Genomic DNA, 22,254 nt, shown 5'->3' with positions numbered 1-22,254 from the left:
AAATCGCTCAACCACTTCACGTTTTGTTTCTTCTGAATATACTCTCGTTTTCTCCGCCATCTTCTCAACCCCTTATCTATATGAATTGTAGAAGTGCGCTTTATAATTTGTCTACTTTGAAGGTAGTCTATCAACACGCGTAACGCGCTCAATGCGCGCGTCCACCCGCTCATAATCACACGTTAACCGCTCTATCGCATCATCACCACATATACATAAACACAAACGCAACATCGAAAGGGGATTGACCATGTACGTTTCAATGCAAGGCGGCTGGATGGAAGTCATCTGCGGCAGTATGTTTTCAGGTAAATCGGAGGAGCTCATTCGTCGCATTCGTCGGGCAGAATTTGCCAAACAAAAGATTGCGGTATTCAAACCGGCAATTGATGATCGGTATAGCGAGGAAGCAATTGTCAGCCACGACGGTGCATCCACTATCGCCAATCCTATTTCCAAGGCGAGTGAAATACCGAACCTCGTATCAGATGATTTCGATGTGGTCGCCATTGATGAAGCCCAATTTTTCGACCAAGATATTATTGAGGTCGCGATCACACTCGCTGATCGCGGATTTCGCGTGATCATTGCAGGACTCGATCAAGACTTCAGAGGCGAACCATTCGGACCGATGCCGGAATTAATGGCAGTGGCCGAACTGGTGACAAAACTCCAAGCGGTCTGTACCGTTTGTGGATCACCTTCAAGCCGAACGCAACGACTAATAGATGGACAACCCGCATGCCAAGATGATCCAATCATTCTTGTCGGTGCATCCGAAGCATACGAACCACGTTGCCGCAAGCACCACGAAGTGCCCGTCAGTCGTGCGCAACATGTAAAATAAACATATTTCCGTCTATCCTTGAGCAACAAAGGATAGACGGTTCTGCTATATACTAGTATATAACCCATAATTTCAGAAGAGGTGAACCAACTATGTTCGATAGACTGCAAGCAGTGGAAGACCGTTATGATCGACTCAATGAACTACTTAGTGACCCCGAAATCGTCAATGATCTGGATAAATTACGAAACTATTCGAAAGAACAATCTGATTTACAAGACACGGTCGAAGTATACCGTGAATACAAAAATGTTTACACTCAATATAACCAGGCGAAAGAAATGCAAGATGAGCCACTTGATGACGAAATGAAAGAATTAGTCAAGATGGAAATGGATGAACTCGAAGACCGTATTGAGTCTCTTGAAGAACAATTAAAAGTATTGCTGATTCCGAAAGATCCAAATGACAATAAAAGTGTCATCATGGAAATCCGAGGCGCTGCAGGTGGAGACGAGGCGGCCTTATTTGCTAGTAGTTTATATCGTATGTATACACGCTACGCGGAAATGAATCACTGGAAAGTCGAGGTCATCGATTCTTCGCCAACTGAACTTGGCGGTTTTAAAGAAATTATCTTCATGATCGATGGCAAAGGGGCTTATTCCAAGTTGAAGTACGAAAATGGAGCGCATCGCGTGCAACGTGTACCGGAAACGGAATCGGGTGGGCGAACACATACGTCGACTGCTACCGTTGCGTGCTTGCCTGAAGCAGAAGAAGTAGAAATTGAGATTCATGATAAAGATATCCGTACCGATACATTCGCTTCATCGGGGCCAGGTGGACAATCCGTCAACACGACCATGTCTGCAGTGCGCCTTACGCATTTGCCGACGGGTACGACAGTATCGATTCAAGACGAAAAATCTCAAATTAAAAATAAAGAAAAAGCGATGAAAGTCTTGCGTGCGCGTGTCTACGATAAGTTTATGCAAGAAGTGCAAGCCGAATACGATGAAAAACGGAAAACTGCCGTTGGATCAGGGGATCGTTCAGAGCGTATTCGCACATACAACTTCCCGCAAAACCGTGTGACTGACCATCGAATCGGTTTGACCATCCAAAAACTCGATCAGATTATAGAAGGGAAATTGGATGAAGTAATCGATGCGTTGATTATAGAAGAACAAGCACACCGCTTAGAAAGTTTGGATCGCAATGACTAAGACCATTCTTGAGTCTGTGCAACAAGCGCAGCGATTATTGCGAGAACGCGAAATGGACACGCATGCAGCTGAAATAGCGATGCGTTTTGTCACAGGAATGAGTCAGGCTAATTATTTAGCCAGTTTTCGTGAACATATTGCGGACGAAACGTCTTCGCGATACTTAGCAATCATCACAGAATTATTGACTGGTAAACCCATTCAATATATTCTCGGTGAAGAGTCCTTTTACGGCTATTTATTTGAGGTCAATGAACACGTCCTGATTCCACGTCCTGAAACGGAAGAGCTCGTCCATTATGCATTGCAAAGAGCGAATCACTTATTCGAAGATCGAGTCATTCAAGTGGCGGATATTGGAACGGGAAGTGGGGCGATTGCGGTCGCCTTCAAAAAAGAACGACCGACTGCAAAAGTAACAGCCACTGATTTCAGTGAAACGGCGCTTGAAGTCGCAAAACGCAATGCCGAGCGCAATGAAGCGGATATAACTTTTATGCAAGGGGATATGGAAGAACCGTTGAAATCGCAAAAATGGGATATCATCCTATCCAATCCGCCGTACATCGCGGAACATGAAAAATCTGTTATGTCGCCAACTGTTTACGATTTCGAACCGCAAACTGCGCTGTTCGCCGAAGAGGAAGGTCTCTATTTCTATCGCAGACTAGCGGAAAACTTGTCGCCTCTGATGAATCATCCTGCACTCATCGGTTTTGAAATCGGCTATCAGCAAGGAGCTATTGTACAAGAATACTTACAAAAATCCTTTCCGGAAGCGACAGTGGAAATCGTTCAGGATATCAATAAAAAAGATCGAATGATATTTTGTGAGATTCGATGAATAAAATCTCCTCCTGCGGGTCAAGATAGAGTGCAGGAGGGGATGACATGTTACAAGATTATCCGATGAACCAACAACCGAATCAAACTTCGAAACTATTGGCGTTTATAGAATTTGTACTTATATTACTTACTATTCAAGCGGTGTTACTTGTATTCGGCCAGCAGGTAGCTACAAGTGAAGCGACGCAATTTCGCATTCTTGCAAACTCTAATACTGTAGCAGATCAACAAGTGAAACAAGATGTACAGGAGAAAATTGCACCATTACTTGAGCGGGCGATCAATCAATCGACAAACGTGCAGCAAATAAATGACAAACTTCAACTGTTAGAGCCAACGCTTCTTGAAATTGCAAAAGCGGAAGTGAATGGTGCGCATGTAACGCTTGAGCACAGTGCCGCAGTGATTCCACCGAAACGGGTTGGGTATTTCATTCAGCCGCAAGACGTTTACGATGCATATGTTGTGAAAATCGGAGCGGGTCGGGGCGATAATTGGTGGTGTTCATTGTTTCCGAATGTTTGCTTCCCTGAAGAAGCGACAGTGAGTGAAACAGAAGAACAAGAACCTGTTACATTCTTCGTTTGGGAGTGGATAAAGTCGCTGTTCAAATGAACATATTCACATTTATTGTGGATAAGATAGATAAAATGTGTATAAAGAGGGGTTGAGCGAGTGGACACTACACGGGAAATAGTGGATAACCTAGTGGATAACGATAGAATCTATGAACAAGCTGTGGATATCCTGAATTCCGGGGGGATCGTTGCCTTTCCGACTGAAACAGTTTACGGTTTAGGAGCCATTGCGACAGATGAGCAAGCAGTACAGCGGATCTTCGAAGCGAAAGGAAGACCTTCAGATAATCCGCTGATCGTACATATTGGGAACCAGTCAGACATTGAAAAATACGCAACCGATATCCCAGAAATTGCAAACATATTAATGAAAGCATTTTGGCCAGGACCATTGACGTTAATTATGGAGAAAAAGCCTGGAGTCATTGCAGATGTCGTCACGGCTGGACTTAGTACAGTAGCCATCCGCATGCCGGACCACCCAATAGCATTGGCATTACTGCGCAAACTGGAACAGCCGTTAGCGGCACCGAGTGCAAATCGTAGCGGAAAGCCAAGCCCAACGGAAGCGGATCATGTCTATCACGATTTAATCGGTAAGGTTCCGTTGATTTTGGATGGTGGAGAGACAGGGGTAGGCCTTGAATCCACCATTTTAGATATCACGGTTACACCGCCTGTCATTTTGCGGCCGGGCGGTATTACGAAAGAGCAGTTGGAGGATTTGATTGGCACAGTCCATACGGCCACGTTACCTACAGATCAAACGTCAACACCACGTGCCCCGGGGATGAAATATGTTCATTACGCACCTGAAGCACCGCTATTTATCATCGAGCCGAATATGGATTCTATTGCGCATGCGCTAAAAACCATTCATCAACAAAATAAACGTGTTGCAATTATCGGACCTGATGAGTTATACACAGAACAAGCCGATTGGTACTTTTCCACAGGCTCCGTCAATAGTCGTGAAGCGATGGCATCGAGTCTCTATAAAGCGATTCGTCAGTGCGACAATACAGAGGCAGATATAATTCTCGCCATTGAGACCGATCATTCGGGTATCGGTGCAGCGGTTATGAATCGTCTCGATAAAGCATCAGACGGCAAACGTTTCGCCGAATAACATTTCGCTAATGATGAATAGCCTCCTTCAGCAACCGCATAGAATTAGTAGATGCGAGACGTGCGAGGGGGCTTATTTTTTGATAGAAATCATAGCGGCTATCGTTACAACAATCGATATTCTAATCGTCTATACATTTCTCCAACTGCGGCGGGGTCGATTGATGATCTTGCTGTGGACTACTATACTGAATATGTTGCTGCCACTTATCGGTTTCTACGCAGGGGAATGGGCGATGATCTATTTCGCGGGATGGGGCCATGCGCTCTCGAGTGTACTGCTTTCACTCATCGGACTTCACATTCTTCTCTTGGACAGCGATGAACCGTCAGTGGTCAATAAAATCTCCCCGTTTTTCTTAGCGCTGATCGTCAGCGTGGATGCATTCGGGGTGAGTGTGACATTCGGTATGATGCAGCTGAATAAATGGCTGTTTATTTTCGTATCAGGCTTCTTTTCTTTTACGTTTTCGGCTATTGCTTTCTTGTCCGCAGGCCGTCTGCGTGTAATTAATGGTACATTTATTCGAAGATTGGCAGGTATCGTATTTATCTGTATGGGTGTATTGTCCTTTGTTTATTGAAAATAGTGTATCTTTTCTCTCATAAATCCGTTATTCTGTAAAGTAGGTGAAGAAAATGAATATTTATTTTATTTGTACAGGCAACACATGTAGAAGTCCTTTGGCAGAAGCGTTAGTCAATCATGCCAATGTGCCAGGTATTACCGCGAAATCAGCAGGTATTCATGCGATGGATGGCTTGCCGATTTCCGCGAACTCCGCACAGTTGCTGACGGAAGAAAAAATCCCTTTTACTCCATATTCTAATGAAGTCAAGTCTGCTGATATGGAGTGGGCGGATATTGTTCTAACGATGACAGCGAATCATCGAGATTTCCTGCACAGTCGTTATCCTGCAATGAAAGAAAAAGTGTTTACATTAAAAGAATACGCGGGTACAATGACAGGTCTTGATGTACATGATCCATATGGTGGGGATTTGGAAACTTACCGCACCACATTTCATGAGCTGACTACACTCATTAACTCCGTCATCCGACAACAAGCGGAGGGGAACTTATGAACGAACCGAAAAAAGTAGGACTACGGGCGAAACTCGTCTTATTTATTGTAATTCTTGCAGTCATTACGTATACGACAAGTGCTGTATTCATTAACTGGGTACAGCCAACTTTCTTTCCAAATGTACGGCCATTCGTTTTTCAACTGCTTACATATGCGATGGGCATTATGTGGTCAGGTATTTTAGCGGCCATGTTCAGTACTATTTTGACCAAGCCATTGCAACGTTTGGAAACTGCCGCTATGAAGGTGGCGGATGGGAAAATCGGTACGGACATTCAGTTGCCGAACTCATCGGATGAAATTCATTCCGTCTCCAAAGCATTCCAGCAAGTGGTTGTCAATTTACGTAACATAATTGAACAAATCGAATCCAACTTTCAAGCTACTGCCCAATTTGTCGATGAATTGACGAATGAGACAAGCGCTGCGTCCGGCCAATCCGATGCCATTGCGCGCACTATTGGAGAAATTTCCAATGGCGCAGAAAACACATCGGAGTCGATTCGAGAAACGGTCAATGCGATTGAAGATATTCGTCAACTGGCCGTGGAAGTCAATCATCGAGCGGGACAATCATCTGAGCAATCAAAAGTGATGTTAAAAGAATTACACGCGACAACGGAAATTTTCCAATCGGTATTAGCGGGAATTCATCAAATGAGCAATCAAAGCGAGCATTCATTGGAAACGATACAAGTACTAGATGAAAATGCGCATAAGATCAGCGAAATCGTGGAACTTGTCGGCAACATCGCGGGGCAGACAAACTTACTGGCGCTAAATGCTTCTATAGAAGCGGCGCGGGCGGGAGAGCATGGTAAAGGCTTCGCTGTCGTGGCAGAAGAAGTTCGTAACTTAGCAGATGAAAGTGCAAATGCCGTCCAGATGATTTCCGGACTTGTTCAAACGATCCAATCTGACGTCAAACAAGTCGTAGCGGAAATGAAGCAACAAGTAGAAACGGCATCCACTGAGGCTACACGTGCGACGAAAACAAATGAAAACGTTGAAACGATGACCGCCACCATCCAGACGATGGCGCATTATGTAGAAGAAATTGGCCAAATCGTCAGCAACCAAATGCAGACGATCGAGCTTACGGCCAAGCAGTCGTTAGAGGTAGCGACGATTGCAGAGCATACTTCAGCGGGAGCAGAAGAAGTTCGCGCGGCCACGGAAGAGCAGGTAGCGTCTATAGATCAAACGAAGAATAAGGCGTTAGAGCTGAAGGAGCAATCGGAAGAGTTGTATAAAGTGATCCGGAAGTTCGACCGAACGCCCGTGTAATAAATCATAACGATGCTGAGGTATTTTACACTCTGGATCGTTTTTTTTATTTGTGAAGCAGGGGTCAAGGTGCTTGCGCAGATCGGAAAGGTGAAAAATTCCGAATTAAGCGCCTGATTTTCTGCTTACAATGATGTGAATACGACTTCATAGACCTAAAACACGTACGATTATTTCACTTTATTCATAAAACATTCGTCTTTATGACAAAACTTCAACGTTTCAAAATGAAAATTTCAAAAAGAGTACAGTAAAACCGATGATTTTTTTATGGAACAATGATAGAATAAGCGATAAGTAAAAATAGAAATGAGGGTGCGCAGTGAAAGTTGCAATTTCTTCAGACCACGGAGGCAACCATCTCCGAAAAGAGATCACCAATCTATTAACCGAACTCGACATAGAATATATCGACTACGGACCGGATGCCGACACTTCCGTCGATTATCCAGACTATGCAGTACCTGTAGCGAATGACGTCGTAGCGGGGAAAGTAGACCGCGGAATCTTGATTTGCGGCACAGGAATCGGCATGTCCATTTCCGCCAATAAAATCAAAGGAATCCGTTGCGCGCTCGTTCATGATGTATTTAGCGCTAAGGCAACACGCGAACATAATGATTCCAACATGTTAGCAATGGGGGAACGCGTTATTGGACCAGGGCTGGCAAGAGAAATCGTTAGCGCTTGGCTTGAAACAGAATTTGAAGGCGGCCGTCACGAGCGCCGTATAAATAAAATGATGGAACTTGAAAAGAACTAAAGAAAGTAGGTGGAACAAGTGGATGCCATTCAATTATGGAAACTGCAGCTAGAACAAGCATTGACCGAATTTGCCGAACAAGCACCACCTGCCGAAGGGACGATTTTCGTCGTCGGCTGTTCTACTTCTGAAGTGGCAGGTGCGCGCATCGGCACGAACGGCGCACTGGAAATAGGGGAGGCTTTATTCGCACCGCTCCAAGCGTTCGCGGATAAATATCATGTACATTTAGCTTTCCAAGGCTGCGAGCATATCAACCGTGCAATCACATTGGAACGCAAGACGGCGCAGCAATTTCATTTGGAACCTGTATCCGTCGTGCCTGTTTTTAAGGCGGGCGGCTCGATGTCTACCTATGCATACAAGCAATTTAGCGATCCCGTCGTAGTAGAATCGGTGCAAGCAAATGCCGGCATCGACATCGGACAAACATTAATCGGCATGCAAATGAAGCCAGTTGTAGTACCGATCCGCACGTCGATTGATAAAATCGGTGAAGCGGTCATCACACTTGCGACCACTCGTCCAAAATTAATTGGCGGAAGTCGTGCGAAATACGAATAAACCGTGTACAATACAAGAAAATATAAAACTATCAGAAAAAAGGGGATACTATCCAATGGACTTAAGCAATGTACAACGCAATGATGAAGCAGTTTATGAAGCAATCATGGCTGAAAAGAACCGTCAAAACTCGAACATCGAATTAATCGCATCTGAAAACTTCGTAACGGAAGCAGTAATGGAAGCACAAGGATCCTACTTGACGAATAAATATGCTGAAGGATATCCGGGCAAGCGTTACTACGGCGGATGTGAGCACGTGGACGTAGTCGAAAACATCGCACGCGATCGCGTTAAAGAAATTTTTGGCGCGGCATATGCAAACGTACAACCACACTCTGGCGCACAAGCCAACATGGCTGTATACTTCACAGCGCTTGAGCCAGGCGACACAGTTCTTGGGATGAACCTTTCCCACGGTGGCCACTTAACACACGGTTCACCAGTTAACTTCTCCGGAAAGCTTTATAATTTCGTAGATTACGGTGTAACAAAAGAAGAAGAAGTAATCGACTATGAAGATGTGCGCCAAAAAGCGCTTGAGCACAAGCCGAAGATGATCGTTGCGGGTGCAAGTGCATACCCACGCGCAATCGACTTCGCAAAATTCCGTGAAATTGCGGATGAAGTCGGCGCATACTTGATGGTAGATATGGCACACATCGCGGGTCTAGTCGCAGTAGGCGAGCATCAAAATCCAGTTCCACACGCACACTTCGTGACATCCACAACGCATAAAACATTGCGCGGACCACGTGGCGGTATCATTCTATTAAATGAAGAAACAGCTGAAGAATTTGGCAAGAAAATTGACAAAACTGTATTCCCAGGCGTTCAAGGTGGTCCTTTAATGCACGTCATCGCTGCAAAAGCGGTAGCGTTCAAAGAAGTATTGGATCCTTCATTCAAAGAATATGCACAACAAGTAAAGAAAAACGCTGTAGCATTAGCTGAAAAACTACAATCAGAAGGTATCGACGTCGTTTCTGGCGGTACAGACAACCACATCGTGCTTGTGAAGCTAAAATCACTTGATCTAACAGGTAAAGTAGCAGAGCACGTATTGGACGAGATCGGTATTACAGTAAATAAAAACACGGTACCATTCGACACAGAAGGTCCATTCGTCACTTCTGGTATCCGCATCGGTACACCGGCTGTTACTACTCGTGGTTTCGTAGAAGAAGATATGGTGGAAGTGGGACGGATCATCGCAACATTATTGAAAAACCACGAAGACCCATCAGCAAAAGAAGAAGCACGCAAAGCTGTTACAGCTCTAACAGATCAGCACCCTCTATATAAGTAAGAAAACTAACGCCTTGACTTGTGTCAGGCGTTTTTTTATGTGGAGGCGGGTGTTTATGAGCGGATATTGGGGGTGATAGAGCGGGTGAGCGTGTGGATAGAGCGGTTAGACTGGTTGATTGAGCAGTTAAGCAGGAACATAGAGCGACTTGGCCGTCTTATAGAGCGTTTAAGCGGAAAGATAGAGCGGCCTGTCCAGTTTATAGAGTGCTTAAGTGGAATAGAGCGGTTTGACCGTCTTATAGAGCGTTTAAGCAGAAACATAGAGCGGCCCGGTCGTCTTATAGAGCGCTTAAGCAGGAAGATAGAGCGGTGCGACCAGCTTATAGAGCGCTCAAGCAGGAAGATAGAGCGACCAGACCAGTTTAAAGAGTGCTTAAGTGGAATAGAGCGGTTTGACCGTCTTATAGAGCGTTTAAGCAGAAACATAGAGCGGCCCGGCCGTCTTATAGAGCGCTCAAGCGGGAACATAGAGCGGTCCGACCAGCTTATAGAGCGCTCAAGCGAAAAGATAGAGCGGCCAGACCAGTTTATAGAGTGACTAAGTGGAATAGAGCGGTTTGACCGTCTTATAGAGCGTTTAAGCAGAAGCATAGAGCGACCCGGCCGTCTTATAGAGCGCCTAAGCAGAAACATAGAGCGGCCCGACGAACTTATAGAGCGCTCCCCAAAGAAATATGATTCTTCACAAAACTAAATATTCTTCTCGCATTATTTTCATTACGACAAATCACACAAGTTCACTGCGCTTGACGATCGATTTCTGTTATAATGTACAAGATATTCCGAAAAGGAGCGATACCAATGGGAAAAGTACATGTATTTGATCATCCATTAATTCAACACAAACTGACGTTTATACGAAAGGCCGATACAGGAACGAAAGAATTTCGCGAGCTTGTGAACGAATTAGCCACACTTATGGCATTTGAAATTACACGGGATCTTCCAACACAGGAAATTACGATTCAAACACCTGTTTGCGAAGCTAAATCTCGTATCTTGGCAGGGAAAAAATTGGGGATTGTTCCGATTTTACGTACGGGCATTGGCATGGTAGACGGCATCATCGATTTAATTCCGGCTGCAAAAGTGGGACATGTTGGATTATTCCGCGACCCAGAAACGTTAAAGCCTGTTGAATACTTTGTAAAGTTACCTTCTGACGTGGCGGAGCGCGAATTCATCGTAGTGGATCCGATGCTTGCGACAGGGGGAACGGCGGTCGAAGCAATCAATTCGATGAAAAAGCGTGGCGCGGTGAACATTAAATTTATGTGTTTAGTCGCTGCTCCTGAAGGCGTCGAAGTGCTGACGGAAGCTCATCCGGACGTAGACGTGTATATTGCAGCACTTGACGAAAAGCTGGACGAACACGGCTATATCGTCCCTGGACTAGGTGACGCGGGTGACCGTTTGTTCGGCACGAAATAATGGAGGGATCATTCATTGACTAAGAAATGGAAAGTGATGACGATATTCGGTACGAGGCCGGAAGCTATCAAAATGGCGCCGCTTGTTCTTGAACTAGAAAAGCACCCCGATGAAATCGAATCCATCGTGACAGTCACTGCGCAGCATCGTCAAATGCTGGACCAAGTGCTGGAAACCTTTAACATCACGCCAGACTATGATTTGAATATTATGAAAGACCGTCAAACACTCATTGACGTGGCAACACGCGGCCTTGAAGGTTTGGATAAAGTTATGAAAGAAGCGCAACCGGATATCGTGCTTGTCCACGGCGATACATCGACGACGTTTATCGGGAGTCTCGCTGCGTTTTATAATCAAATTTCCGTTGGTCATGTTGAAGCAGGATTACGTACGTGGAATAAGTTTTCGCCGTATCCTGAAGAAATGAATCGCCAACTGACAGGTGTTATTGCGGATCTTCATTTTTCGCCAACTGAAAAATCAGCGCAAAATTTACTAGATGAAGGTAAAAACAAAGAGCGCATCTATGTCACAGGCAACACGGCAATCGATGCGTTGAAAACGACGGTAGATCCTAAATACCATCATCCGATTTTCGATCAGCTTGGAGACGATCGTTTGGTGCTATTGACGGCACACCGACGTGAAAACCTCGGTGAACCAATGCGCAATATGTTCCGTGCAATCAATCGTTTGCTCGACAAACACGATGATATCCAAGTGATCTATCCGGTACACATGAATCCAGCTGTACGTGAAGTGGCGGATGAACTGCTAGGCGACAACGACCGCATTCATCTAATCGAGCCGCTAGAAGTGTTGGACTTCCATAACTTCGCAGCGCGTTCGCACATCATCCTCACAGATTCAGGCGGTATCCAAGAAGAAGCACCTTCACTTGGAAAACCTGTCATTGTATTGCGGGATACAACCGAGCGCCCAGAAGGGATCGATGCGGGAACACTGCGCTTAGCGGGAACAGAAGAAGAAAACATCTTCCAACTATCCGACGCACTGTTATCCAATGACGCGGAATACGAAAAAATGTCCAAGGCCCACAACCCATATGGCGACGGCCACGCATCCGCACGAATAGTAGAATCTCTTCTCAACTATTTACATTCACTATAAGACTCAAAACAGCAGAGAACTTTCATCTGCTGTTTTTTCTAGTGTGCAAATATAAGCTATTAGGAGAAAAGAGGGGAGGGGTTCGGGATTGAAGTGGTTGGAAGTAAATAATCCATTGTCAATAGTACGAGAACTATTGTTATCTATTGAGATCAGTTAAACTCAACTTCCGACTAAACTACAAGCCTAACTTCATTGAACTAAGAAAAGTACCACCCACTTTCACTGCAAAGGATTGGCGCGTAGGAGGGGCGACTCCCGATGGATCAGCCCCGACAGGTGAGACAACCAAAAGGAGCCTGCGACTTGGTTGGCTCACCGCGGGCCCATGGGAAAGCGTCCCCTCCGAAGCTCCAATCCCTACCCCCGACACCTCGTTGCCATTTCATAGTAATAAAACAATGTCCCCCAGAACATTTCAATCTAAAAACACAAGCAAAATTCCACTCTAGAAAAAACGATAAAACTACCATATAAAGACAGAAAACAAATATGTCGAATGTTTGACAAAGAGAACGCATTGTGAATTTATTCACCTGAATCAATTGACATAAAAAACCCTCTATTGTATGCTAACAAAGGGTAAGATTGATAAGGAACTCATACATAAATTGAGTACAGAAATCATGTTTCGTAGGTTTCAAGTCTTCACTCGGAAGCGCTAGTTCCTAACACATTGTCGACGTCGCACATAGCAACGTCACCTGGTGGACGGAAAAGGCGATTCACTTACAATTTCCAGATTTCTTCACAAGGAATCTATGTCGTTGAAAAATATCAAAACGACAAAGACTCAACACTCGACACAAGTCGGGAATTACTGAACACTTCAGACGCTGTAATCCAAAATACGAATTGGGAGAATAAACAATGCAAAGTATGCAGGAAATTTTCAAACAGCAGAAGAAGAGTTTCTTTTTTTTGCTTGCATTGTTCGTGCTCGGTTGGTTTTTCTTGGACTACCGGACAATCTTCGCTGGGCTCATCTTAGGTTCACTTTTCGGTATGTATAACTTTTGGATTCTCGTTCGACGGATGGAACGGTTTGACCGCTCTATCGATGAAGGGAAGCGAGCGAAGTCATTAGGTATGGGCTTACGTTTTGCATCAGGTGTAGGGGCTACGGCCATTGCACTCGTTATGCCGGAGGAGTTTGATCTGATCAGCACGGTAATCGGGTTAATGATACCCTATGCATTGCTGTTTACTGGTCATCTGCTGTTCCAATGGAAGCAATGACACTTTACTAGCAAGGGGAGGTGAACAAAAACGTGAATCATGAAAATCCACAGTTTATTTTATTCGGAATCGGGTTTAACCCATCGAATATACTGATGTTGTTTGTAACGTGTCTGATTGTCTTCCTGATTGCAGTTGCATCTACACGGCGGCTTCAAATGAAACCTACGGGTATGCAGAACTTCATGGAGTGGGTCATGGACTTTGTCAAAGGCATCATCAAAAATAACATGGACTGGAAAACGGGAGGCCGCTTCCACGTACTAGGTATCACTTTAATCATGTTTGTCTTTGTTGCAAATATGATTGGACTTCCATTCGCAATCGTATGGGAACACCAACTTTGGTGGAAATCACCGACAGCCGATCCAGTTATCACGTTAACCCTCGCTGCTACAGTTGTTGCGTTAACGCATTACTATGGTGTGAAACAGCTCGGAATGGGCAAGTATTTGAAATCATACTTCCAGCCAATTCCATTCTTGGCACCACTAAAGATCATTGAGGAATTCGCAAACACGTTGACACTTGGTCTTCGTCTTTACGGTAACATTTTCGCAGGTGAAATCTTGATTGGTTTACTTGCAACATTGGGTGCTTCAAGCATCTTCGGTCTTGCCGGAGCTGTTATACCAGCACTTGCATGGCTCGGTTTCTCGGTATTCATCGGGGCGATCCAAGCATTTATCTTCGTTATGTTAACGATGGTCTATATGGCTCACAAAGTCAGCACAGATCACTAAACATATATTTACCCTGTAATCAGGGAACAAAACCACAAAGAATATTAGGAGGAAATACAAAATGGCAGGTATGGGTTTATTAGCAGCAGCTATTGCAGTTGGTCTAGGTGCACTTGGTGCAGGTATCGGTAACGGTTTAATCGTTTCTAAGACAGTTGAAGGGATCGCTCGTCAACCAGAAGCACGTGGCGTTCTACAAACAACAATGTTCATTGGTGTTGCATTGGTTGAGGCACTTCCAATCATCGCAACTGTTATTGCGTTTATCGTAATGAACAAATAATATTTGTGTTATATGGCGAAGCATGCAGTCTCGGTCTTCGCCATTGCTTTATGTCAACATTTAAACAACTGATAGGTCTGAATAATAGAATGTTCCAATTAGAGTAAGAAACGAAAGAGTCATGAGCTCTTGAAGGGAGTGAAACAATCGTGTTGGATACCTTCGTCCTCTTATCAGCAAACGCTGACGCAGGATTTTTAGCAAGTTTAAACCAACGTCTAAATTTAGGCGACATTATCGTCACTGTAGTATTTTTCACGATTCTCATGGTACTTCTAAAGAAGTTTGCATGGGGTCCGTTAATGGGCGTGATGGATCAACGAGCGCAATTAATCGCTACGGAGATCGAACAAGCCGAAGCAAGTCGTCAAGAATCTGCAAAGCTTCTTGAAGAGCAACGTGTTCTATTAAAAGAAGCACGCGAAAGCGCACAATCTATCGTAGAGAATGCGAAGAAACAAGGTGACACTCAACGTGAAGAGCTGATTATGGCTGCACGCGCTGAAGCTAACCGTATGAAAGAATCTGCAACTCTTGAAATTGCTACTGAAAAAGAGAAAGCAGTTGCAGCAGTTCGCGAAGAATTCGTATCTCTTTCTATCTTGGCTGCGTCTAAGGTTCTTGGGAAGGAAATTTCTGAGGAAGATAACCGCGCATTGATCGAAGAAACGATTGTGAAGGCAGGCGAAGGGCGATGAGCCAATCGGTAATCGCAAAACGCTATGCCGTTGCATTATTTGAAGCAGCGCAGGAAAAGCAACAAACGCTTTCCGTGCAAGCTGATCTAAAAGAATTACAAAAAGTATTCGCTGATGAAAAACAATTTGACGAGTTATTAATTTCGCCAAAGTTTTCTATTGAGAAGAAGAAAGAATTGATTGGGCAACTTTTCAATGGAGCAAACCAACTTGTATTGAACACTCTATATGTGTTGATCGATGCAGGCCGTATTGAAGAAATAGGCAATCTAATCGAAGACTTCCAGGAACTCGCTAACGAGGCTTCCGGAGTTGCCGAAGCGAAAGTCTACTCTACTCGTTTGCTTTCAGTTGAAGAAAGTACAGCTATCTCTACTGCCTTTGCGCACAAAGTAGGAAAACAATCATTGCATATCGAGAACATCATTGATCCAAGCTTGATCGGTGGCATTCGCCTTCAGATCGGCAACCAAATTTACGACAGTAGTGTCAGTGCAAAGCTGGCGCGTCTGGAACGTCAATTAATCAATTAATTTGAATTAAGAGGGGTGACATACATGGGCATCAAAGCTGAGGAAATTAGCGGTCTGATCAAACAACAGATCGAAAATTATCAGTCTGAAATGGAAGTAAGTGAAACAGGTACTGTAATCCGTGTAGGTGACGGTATCGCACTTGCTCATGGCCTCGACAATGTCATGGCGGGGGAACTTCTTGAGTTCTCTACCGGCGTAATGGGTCTGGCACAAAACTTGGAAGCGAACAACGTAGGTATCGTTATCCTTGGGCCATACACAGACATTAAAGAAGGCGATGAAGTTCGTCGTACAGGCCGTATTATGGAAGTACCAGTCGGAGAAGAATTGATCGGACGTGTAGTCAATTCACTTGGACAACCAGTTGATGGACTAGGTCCAATCAATACAACAAAAACTCGTCCTATCGAAAGCCCTGCACAAGGGGTTATGGCGCGTAAATCAGTTCACGAACCATTGCAAACAGGAATCAAAGCGATTGACGCTCTAGTTCCAATCGGTCGTGGACAACGTGAATTAATCATCGGTGACCGTCAAACAGGTAAAACGACTGTTGCAATTGACGCAATTCTAAACCAAGCGGACCAAGACATGATCTGTATCTATGTTGCAATTGGTCAAAAAGAATCTACTGTTCGTGGAGTTGTTGAAACTCTACGCAGAAACGGTGCACTCGATTACACAATCGTCGTTACTGCATCTGCATCAAGCCCGTCGCCAATGCTATTCTTGGCACCATATACAGGCATTTCGATGGCAGAAGAATTCATGTTCGAAGGCAAGCACGTGCTAATCGTTTATGATGATCTATCTAAACAAGCAGCAGCTTACCGTGAACTGTCCTTGCTACTTCGTCGTCCTCCAGGTCGTGAAGCATATCCAGGGGATGTCTTCTACCTACACAGCCGTCTACTTGAGCGTGCTGCAAAGTTGAATGACGAACTAGGAGCAGGATCTATTACAGCATTGCCGTTCGTTGAGACACAAGCGGGAGATATCTCTGCTTATATCCCAACAAACGTAATTTCTATTACAGACGGACAAATCTTCTTGCAGTCTGACCTATTCTTCTCAGGTGTACGTCCAGCGATCAACGCCGGTCTTTCCGTATCCCGTGTTGGTGGATCAGCGCAAATTAAAGCAATGAAGAAAGTTGCCGGTACACTTCGTTTGGACTTGGCAGCATTCCGTGAATTAGAAGCATTCTCACAATTCGGTTCGGATCTTGATCCTACTACGAGAGCGAAACTGGACCGCGGTCACCGCACAGTTGAAATCTTGAAGCAGGACTTGAACAAGCCGTTGAAAGTCGAATACCAAGTAATCAGTCTATATGCACTGACACGCGGTTACCTCGACGATATTCCAGTAAGAGACGTATTGCGTTTTGAAAGTGAAATCACTAGCTGGTTAGAATCCAACCATACGGAAGTGTATGATCATATCCGTACAACGAAAGATCTTCCAGCTGATGACGTAATGAGCGCAGCGTTCAACGAATTCAAGAAAAACTTTGTGACTTCTGAAGCTTAATCTTATCTGATACTCAGAAAAGGCCTCCGGCGGATGTCAGGGATTTTGTAGGGAGTTAATTGCACAAGCGCAATTCAAAATCCAGACGCAATCACGCCGAGGCGAGATTGATTGAACTTGAATGGATCTTAAAATAAAGGTGGTGAATAGCCAGTGGCGTCCTTACGCGAGATAGAAAGCCGTATTGCTTCAACAAAAAAGACGAGTCAAATCACGAGAGCGATGCAAATGGTATCTGCTTCCAAGCTGAACCGTGCTGAAGTCAATGCGAAGAAATTCGTACCTTACATGGATAAAGTAGAAGAAGTGGTGGGTGCTATTGCAGCCGTAACGAAAGATTCTGGGCATCCTTTATTAACTGCACGTCCCGTAAAGAAGTCTGCGTACATCGTAGTGACTTCTGACCGTGGACTTGTTGGTGGATATAACTCGCACATTTTCCGTGCCGTTACCCGTGCAATCGAACAACGCCATAAATCGAAAGATGAAGTGGTCATTATCGCGATCGGTCGTAAAGGCTATGAATTCTTCGGCCGTCTGGGCTTCCAGATTGAAGAAAGCCTGATCGGACTTTCGGATCACCCTCGTTTTGAAGAAGTAAAAGATATCGCGAATCGGGCTGTTGGCATGTTCACAGAAGGCGTTTACGATGAAGTGTTCTTGTATTACAACCACTTCATCTCCGCCATCTCCAACGAAGCAACTGAACGTAAATTGCTTCCACTCACAGATATTTCATCTGTATCCGCTTCATCATCTTATGAGTTCGAGCCTTCAGCAGAAGCGATTCTCGAAACACTTCTCCCGCAATACACGGAGAGCCTCATTTATGGAGCGGTACTCGATGGAAAAGCGAGCGAACATGCTTCCAGTATGACAGCGATGAAGACGGCGACAGACAATGCGTCTGACCTAATCGATTCGTTAACATTACAATTTAACCGTGCTCGTCAAGCAGCGATCACTCAGGAAATCACTGAAATCGTAGCCGGCGTAGCAGCACTCGAATAATAGATTTGAAACAGTAAGACAGGAGGGAAAAGCATGAGTAATGGACATATTCTTCAAGTTATGGGTCCAGTTGTTGACGTAAAGTTTGAAAACGGACAACTTCCAGAGATCTATAACGCATTGAAGGTTAATATCGATCGTTCCAACGGAGTGGTTGAAGTATTGACTTTAGAAGTAGCACTTCACCTTGGTGATGATGCAGTTCGTACGATTGCGATGTCCTCGACAGATGGTCTGAAACGCGGTACGTCAGTTATTAATACAGGCGCACCAATTTCTGTTCCAGTCGGCGACGTTACACTCGGACGTGTATTTAACGTACTAGGTGAGGAAATTGACCTGCGTGAGCCAGTTCCTGCTGATTCACAACGTGACCCAATTCACCGTTCTGCACCAACATTCGAATTCCTTTCTACTGAGGTAGAAATTCTTGAAACGGGAATTAAAGTAGTTGACTTGCTTGCACCATACATCAAGGGTGGTAAAATCGGACTCTTCGGTGGTGCTGGAGTTGGTAAAACAGTTCTAATTCAAGAATTGATCAACAACATCGCACAAGAACACGGTGGTATTTCCGTATTCGCTGGTGTTGGTGAGCGTACACGTGAAGGAAATGACTTGTACTTTGAAATGACAGATTCAGGCGTTATCAAGAAAACGGCAATGGTATTCGGTCAAATGAACGAGCCACCAGGCGCACGTATGCGTGTAGCACTTTCTGGCTTGACTATGGCTGAATATTTCCGTGATGAACAAGGACAAGACGTTCTATTGTTCATCGATAACATCTTCCGCTTTACACAAGCAGGTTCTGAAGTTTCTGCACTTCTTGGACGTATGCCTTCTGCGGTTGGTTACCAGCCGACATTGGCAACGGAAATGGGTCAGTTACAAGAGCGAATCACTTCTACAAATAAAGGATCGGTTACTTCGATCCAAGCAATCTACGTACCAGCGGATGACTATACGGATCCAGCTCCGGCAACAACTTTCGCTCACTTAGATGCAACTACGAACTTGGAGCGTAAACTTTCAGAGATGGGTATCTACCCAGCTGTTGATCCACTAGCTTCTTCTTCACGTGCATTGAGTGCAGAAATCGTTGGACCGGAACACTACCGTGTAGCGCGTGAAGTACAAACAACTCTTCAACGATACCGTGAATTGCAAGATATCATCGCAATCTTAGGTATGGACGAGTTAGATGAAGATGACAAGCAGGTCGTTGATCGCGCACGTCGTATTCAGTTCTTCTTGTCACAAAACTTCCACGTTGCTGAGCAGTTTACAGGACAAAAAGGTTCTTACGTTCCAGTTGCTGAAACAATCAAAGGCTTTGCTGAAATTCTAGAAGGTAAGTATGATCACTTACCGGAAGATGCTTTCCGTTTAGTTGGACGTATCGAAGAAGTTATTGAAAAAGCAAAAGCAATGGGTGTAGAAGTCTAAGAAAAGGGACCAGGAGGGAAAAAAATGAGTAAAATCAAAGTGAATATCGTCACTCCCGACGGCCCTGTTGTTGAAATGGATGCGAACATGGTGATTGCAGTTACCGAAGCTGGTGAGATCGGGGTTCTACCCGGTCACATCGCGATGGTCGCGCCACTTCAAATTGGTGCACTTCGCCTAAAAACAGATGGCAAAACAGAAACAGTCGCAGTCCACGGAGGCTTCATCGAGGTCCGTCCTGAAGTTGTCACTGTATTGGCACAGAGTGCGGAACTGGCTGAGTCCATTGACATCGCACGTGCAAAGAAAGCTGCTGAAAAAGCTGAACAAGATCTTCAGAATAAAACTGACGCCCTTTCTCAAAAGTTAGCAGAGCTTGATTTAAAACGTGCAATCAACCGCATGCAAGTGTATGAACAACGTATTTAATCTATAAATGAAATGGGCGGACAGACGATCTCTGTCTGCCCTTTTTCTCTATATTCTAGAAAAGAGGAGTGGAAACGATGGACAGCATGCTAGGGAGCAATCCATTACTCGCGATCGTATCGCATATATTCTTCATCGGCATTAGTTTCGTCGCTCTACAAGCAATCTTGCCAGAAAACATCATACGGAAAAATCGCGTGTTCCAAACACAACTTTTGTTTATTTTGTTAAGTATTGCTATCGGCTCCACCGTATCAAAATTCTTTTTAGACATATCCTACTGGTCAGGAAGATGGGCAACTTGGTTTTGATTTCCTTCAGCTGAAGCTCTATCGGTACGACCGACGGATTACAGAACTCTAGCTGAAGGAAATTAAAACGGAAGTTCAAGATATGGTGTAGTTTTTTTATATGAATAGGTAAAACGTATAGAAATCACTGCTTGTCAACAACTGGGACGTACATCTCGAAACGCTATCTATTTTGCTTAAACTGTAATATACATGTAATAAAAATATCTCCCACTGCGTGTAAAATGTAGAATTAACGGGTAATAACGGTAATGTGGCTAAAAATGAATGATCAAATGCAATCACTTTGTGTCAGTTCTCCACATATACTACACCACGAAAGAAATAACACAAAACTGCGCCGGAAGTTACTTGTTTAGTAAGGTTTTACAAGGTACAATAATATATGTTTTATATGTGGAATTTGAATTTACAATTGAACTGCAACACCAATGAAAATGTTTATAGACGATTATTGATAATAGGCTGTGGGTGAAGGATAAATTGGACTCGGAGGGGCTACTGGTGGAAAAAATTATTATTAACGGCGGACGGACTTTGCAAGGGAACGTACGTGTAGAAGGTGCGAAGAACGCGGTATTACCGATCTTGGCTGCTGCTTTATTAGCATCTGAAGGAGTGAATGTCATTCGTGACGTTCCAAATCTATCAGATGTACGGACGATTAATGAAGTGCTTAAAAGTTTAAACGCAAAAATCACGCATGATCCGGAAAAAGGGGAAGTCATCGTAGATTCACGTGGAAGACTAGCAGACGAAGCACAATTTGAATTTGTACGTAAAATGCGCGCATCCATTTTAGTAATGGGACCGTTACTAGCGCGTAACGGATTCGCGCGTGTCGCATTGCCAGGAGGCTGTGCAATTGGTTCAAGACCTATTGACCAACATTTGAAAGGCTTCGAAGCGATGGGAGCAGAAATTACATTTGGACATGGTCATGTGGAAGCGAAAGTAAACGGTCGGTTAAAAGGCGCGAAAATCTACTTAGATTTCCCAAGTGTTGGCGCAACAGAAAATATTATGACGGCTGCTGCTCTTGCTGAAGGTACAACCATCATCGAGAACGCTGCCAAAGAACCTGAAATCGTCGACTTGGCGAATTTCATCAATGAAATGGGCGGTAAAGTAGTAGGTGCGGGTACGGATAATATTCGTATCGAAGGTGTAACGACAATGTATGCATCGACTCACCATATTATTCCGGATCGTATCGAAGCTGGGACATTCATGGTAGCCGCAGCCATTACAGGTGGAGACGTGACAATCGATAACGCAGTACCTGAACACTCTACGGCATTAATTTCCAAATTGACGGAAATGGGCGTAGAAATCACTCAGTTGGATGAAGGAATTCGTGTGAGAGCGAATCATCCACTTAAGGCAGTCGATTTGAAGACTATGCCGCATCCAGGTTTCCCAACGGATATGCAATCACAAATGATGGCATTGATGTTAACAGCTACCGGTATTGGTGTGTTAACGGAAACTGTATTTGAAAATCGTTTTATGCACGTTGAAGAATTCCGCCGTATGAACGCGGATGTAAAAATCGAAGGACGTTCTGTTATTGTTTCAGGCCCTTCAAAAATCCAAGGTGCGGAAGTCGCAGCCACAGACTTGCGTGCCGCTGCATCACTCATCCTAGCCGGACTCGTAGCAGAAGGCGTGACACGTGTGACTGAATTAATTCACTTGGATCGCGGTTATGTAGATTTCGATAAGAAGCTCAAAGCACTAGGCGCAGACATAACACGTGTCTCAACTGAACAAGAAGTTACGGAATCTCAATTAGTATAATGATCGAAGCCATGAACAGTTCGCTGTTCATGGTTTTTTCATTCTCCACGATGAATACACAATCTCCTGACAACAT

General features: G+C 44.4%; 25 protein-coding genes. All 25 read left to right on the top strand.

Annotated features, from left to right (window positions below; all coding sequences use genetic code 11):
* Positions 1-250: 250 nt before the first annotated feature.
* The 25 genes from CSV60_RS12780 (at position 251) to murA (ending at position 22,178) form a co-directional block, all read left to right on the top strand.
* Positions 251-847, top strand: coding sequence for a thymidine kinase (locus CSV60_RS12780; RefSeq protein ID WP_099631244.1), 597 nt, complete (start codon positions 251-253; stop codon positions 845-847).
* A 92-nt stretch (positions 848-939) separates the two neighbouring features.
* Complete coding sequence (gene prfA / locus CSV60_RS12775; protein ID WP_099637261.1) at positions 940-2,016, top strand: peptide chain release factor 1; 1,077 nt, start codon at positions 940-942, stop codon at positions 2,014-2,016.
* Positions 2,009-2,860 carry a peptide chain release factor N(5)-glutamine methyltransferase gene (gene prmC, locus CSV60_RS12770; protein ID WP_099637260.1) on the top strand — a complete coding sequence of 284 codons (852 nt, stop codon included), beginning with the start codon at positions 2,009-2,011 and terminating at the stop codon, positions 2,858-2,860. The genes prfA and prmC overlap by 8 nt, the downstream gene beginning before the upstream one ends.
* 47 nt (positions 2,861-2,907) lie before the next feature.
* On the top strand, positions 2,908-3,477 hold the full coding sequence (locus tag CSV60_RS12765) for a stage II sporulation protein R (protein ID WP_099637259.1): 570 nt from the start codon (positions 2,908-2,910) through the stop codon (positions 3,475-3,477).
* A gap of 60 nt (positions 3,478-3,537) precedes the next feature.
* Complete coding sequence (locus CSV60_RS12760) at positions 3,538-4,569, top strand: L-threonylcarbamoyladenylate synthase (RefSeq protein WP_099637258.1); 1,032 nt, start codon at positions 3,538-3,540, stop codon at positions 4,567-4,569.
* Between the two features lie 79 nt (positions 4,570-4,648).
* On the top strand, positions 4,649-5,152 hold the full coding sequence (locus CSV60_RS12755) for a manganese efflux pump (RefSeq protein WP_158233180.1): 504 nt from the start codon (positions 4,649-4,651) through the stop codon (positions 5,150-5,152).
* A gap of 55 nt (positions 5,153-5,207) precedes the next feature.
* Positions 5,208-5,654, top strand: a complete 447-nt coding sequence (locus CSV60_RS12750; protein WP_099637256.1) for a low molecular weight protein arginine phosphatase — start codon at positions 5,208-5,210, stop codon at positions 5,652-5,654.
* Entirely contained in the window at positions 5,651-6,943 is a 1,293-nt protein-coding gene (locus CSV60_RS12745; protein ID WP_099637255.1) for a methyl-accepting chemotaxis protein, read from the top strand. Before CSV60_RS12750 ends, CSV60_RS12745 begins: the two co-directional genes overlap by 4 nt.
* A gap of 322 nt (positions 6,944-7,265) precedes the next feature.
* Complete coding sequence (gene rpiB, locus CSV60_RS12740) at positions 7,266-7,706, top strand: ribose 5-phosphate isomerase B (protein WP_099637254.1); 441 nt, start codon at positions 7,266-7,268, stop codon at positions 7,704-7,706.
* An 18-nt stretch (positions 7,707-7,724) separates the two neighbouring features.
* Positions 7,725-8,270 (top strand): TIGR01440 family protein, encoded by a 546-nt coding sequence (locus CSV60_RS12735; RefSeq protein ID WP_199171332.1) that lies wholly within the window; start codon positions 7,725-7,727, stop codon positions 8,268-8,270.
* 55 nt (positions 8,271-8,325) lie between these two features.
* Complete coding sequence (gene glyA / locus CSV60_RS12730; RefSeq protein WP_099637252.1) at positions 8,326-9,579, top strand: serine hydroxymethyltransferase; 1,254 nt, start codon at positions 8,326-8,328, stop codon at positions 9,577-9,579.
* A gap of 39 nt (positions 9,580-9,618) precedes the next feature.
* The gene (locus CSV60_RS12725) at positions 9,619-10,119 is read left to right on the top strand and encodes a hypothetical protein (RefSeq protein ID WP_099637251.1); all 501 of its coding nucleotides are present in this window, start codon (positions 9,619-9,621) and stop codon (positions 10,117-10,119) included.
* A 263-nt stretch (positions 10,120-10,382) separates the two neighbouring features.
* Positions 10,383-11,012 carry a uracil phosphoribosyltransferase gene (gene upp, locus CSV60_RS12720; RefSeq protein ID WP_099637250.1) on the top strand — a complete coding sequence of 210 codons (630 nt, stop codon included), beginning with the start codon at positions 10,383-10,385 and terminating at the stop codon, positions 11,010-11,012.
* A gap of 15 nt (positions 11,013-11,027) precedes the next feature.
* Positions 11,028-12,146, top strand: a complete 1,119-nt coding sequence (wecB, locus tag CSV60_RS12715; RefSeq protein ID WP_099637249.1) for a non-hydrolyzing UDP-N-acetylglucosamine 2-epimerase — start codon at positions 11,028-11,030, stop codon at positions 12,144-12,146.
* 870 nt (positions 12,147-13,016) lie between these two features.
* Positions 13,017-13,385 carry an ATP synthase subunit I gene (locus CSV60_RS12705; RefSeq protein WP_099637247.1) on the top strand — a complete coding sequence of 123 codons (369 nt, stop codon included), beginning with the start codon at positions 13,017-13,019 and terminating at the stop codon, positions 13,383-13,385.
* A gap of 32 nt (positions 13,386-13,417) precedes the next feature.
* Positions 13,418-14,128, top strand: a complete 711-nt coding sequence (gene atpB, locus CSV60_RS12700; protein WP_099637246.1) for a F0F1 ATP synthase subunit A — start codon at positions 13,418-13,420, stop codon at positions 14,126-14,128.
* A 70-nt stretch (positions 14,129-14,198) separates the two neighbouring features.
* Positions 14,199-14,411, top strand: coding sequence for a F0F1 ATP synthase subunit C (gene atpE / locus CSV60_RS12695; RefSeq protein ID WP_029053447.1), 213 nt, complete (start codon positions 14,199-14,201; stop codon positions 14,409-14,411).
* A gap of 146 nt (positions 14,412-14,557) precedes the next feature.
* Positions 14,558-15,109, top strand: a complete 552-nt coding sequence (atpF, locus tag CSV60_RS12690) for a F0F1 ATP synthase subunit B (protein WP_369823639.1) — start codon at positions 14,558-14,560, stop codon at positions 15,107-15,109.
* On the top strand, positions 15,106-15,642 hold the full coding sequence (locus CSV60_RS12685; RefSeq protein ID WP_099637245.1) for a F0F1 ATP synthase subunit delta: 537 nt from the start codon (positions 15,106-15,108) through the stop codon (positions 15,640-15,642). The genes atpF and CSV60_RS12685 overlap by 4 nt, the downstream gene beginning before the upstream one ends.
* A gap of 24 nt (positions 15,643-15,666) precedes the next feature.
* Positions 15,667-17,178, top strand: coding sequence for a F0F1 ATP synthase subunit alpha (gene atpA / locus CSV60_RS12680; protein ID WP_099631258.1), 1,512 nt, complete (start codon positions 15,667-15,669; stop codon positions 17,176-17,178).
* Between the two features lie 153 nt (positions 17,179-17,331).
* Positions 17,332-18,189: an ATP synthase F1 subunit gamma gene (gene atpG / locus CSV60_RS12675; RefSeq protein WP_099631259.1), complete on the top strand. Its 858-nt coding sequence runs from the start codon at positions 17,332-17,334 to the stop codon at positions 18,187-18,189.
* A 33-nt stretch (positions 18,190-18,222) separates the two neighbouring features.
* Positions 18,223-19,638 carry a F0F1 ATP synthase subunit beta gene (gene atpD / locus CSV60_RS12670; protein WP_099637244.1) on the top strand — a complete coding sequence of 472 codons (1,416 nt, stop codon included), beginning with the start codon at positions 18,223-18,225 and terminating at the stop codon, positions 19,636-19,638.
* Between the two features lie 24 nt (positions 19,639-19,662).
* Positions 19,663-20,067, top strand: a complete 405-nt coding sequence (locus CSV60_RS12665; RefSeq protein ID WP_099631261.1) for a F0F1 ATP synthase subunit epsilon — start codon at positions 19,663-19,665, stop codon at positions 20,065-20,067.
* A gap of 77 nt (positions 20,068-20,144) precedes the next feature.
* Complete coding sequence (locus tag CSV60_RS12660; protein ID WP_198166009.1) at positions 20,145-20,378, top strand: DUF1146 family protein; 234 nt, start codon at positions 20,145-20,147, stop codon at positions 20,376-20,378.
* A 504-nt stretch (positions 20,379-20,882) separates the two neighbouring features.
* The gene (gene murA, locus CSV60_RS12655; protein WP_099631262.1) at positions 20,883-22,178 is read left to right on the top strand and encodes a UDP-N-acetylglucosamine 1-carboxyvinyltransferase; all 1,296 of its coding nucleotides are present in this window, start codon (positions 20,883-20,885) and stop codon (positions 22,176-22,178) included.
* The last annotated feature ends 76 nt before the right edge of the window (positions 22,179-22,254 follow it).

The organism is Sporosarcina sp. P7 (assembly GCF_002743425.1).
Classification (GTDB): Bacteria; Bacillota; Bacilli; order Bacillales_A; family Planococcaceae; genus Sporosarcina.
This window is presented reverse-complemented; position numbering and strand designations above follow the sequence as displayed.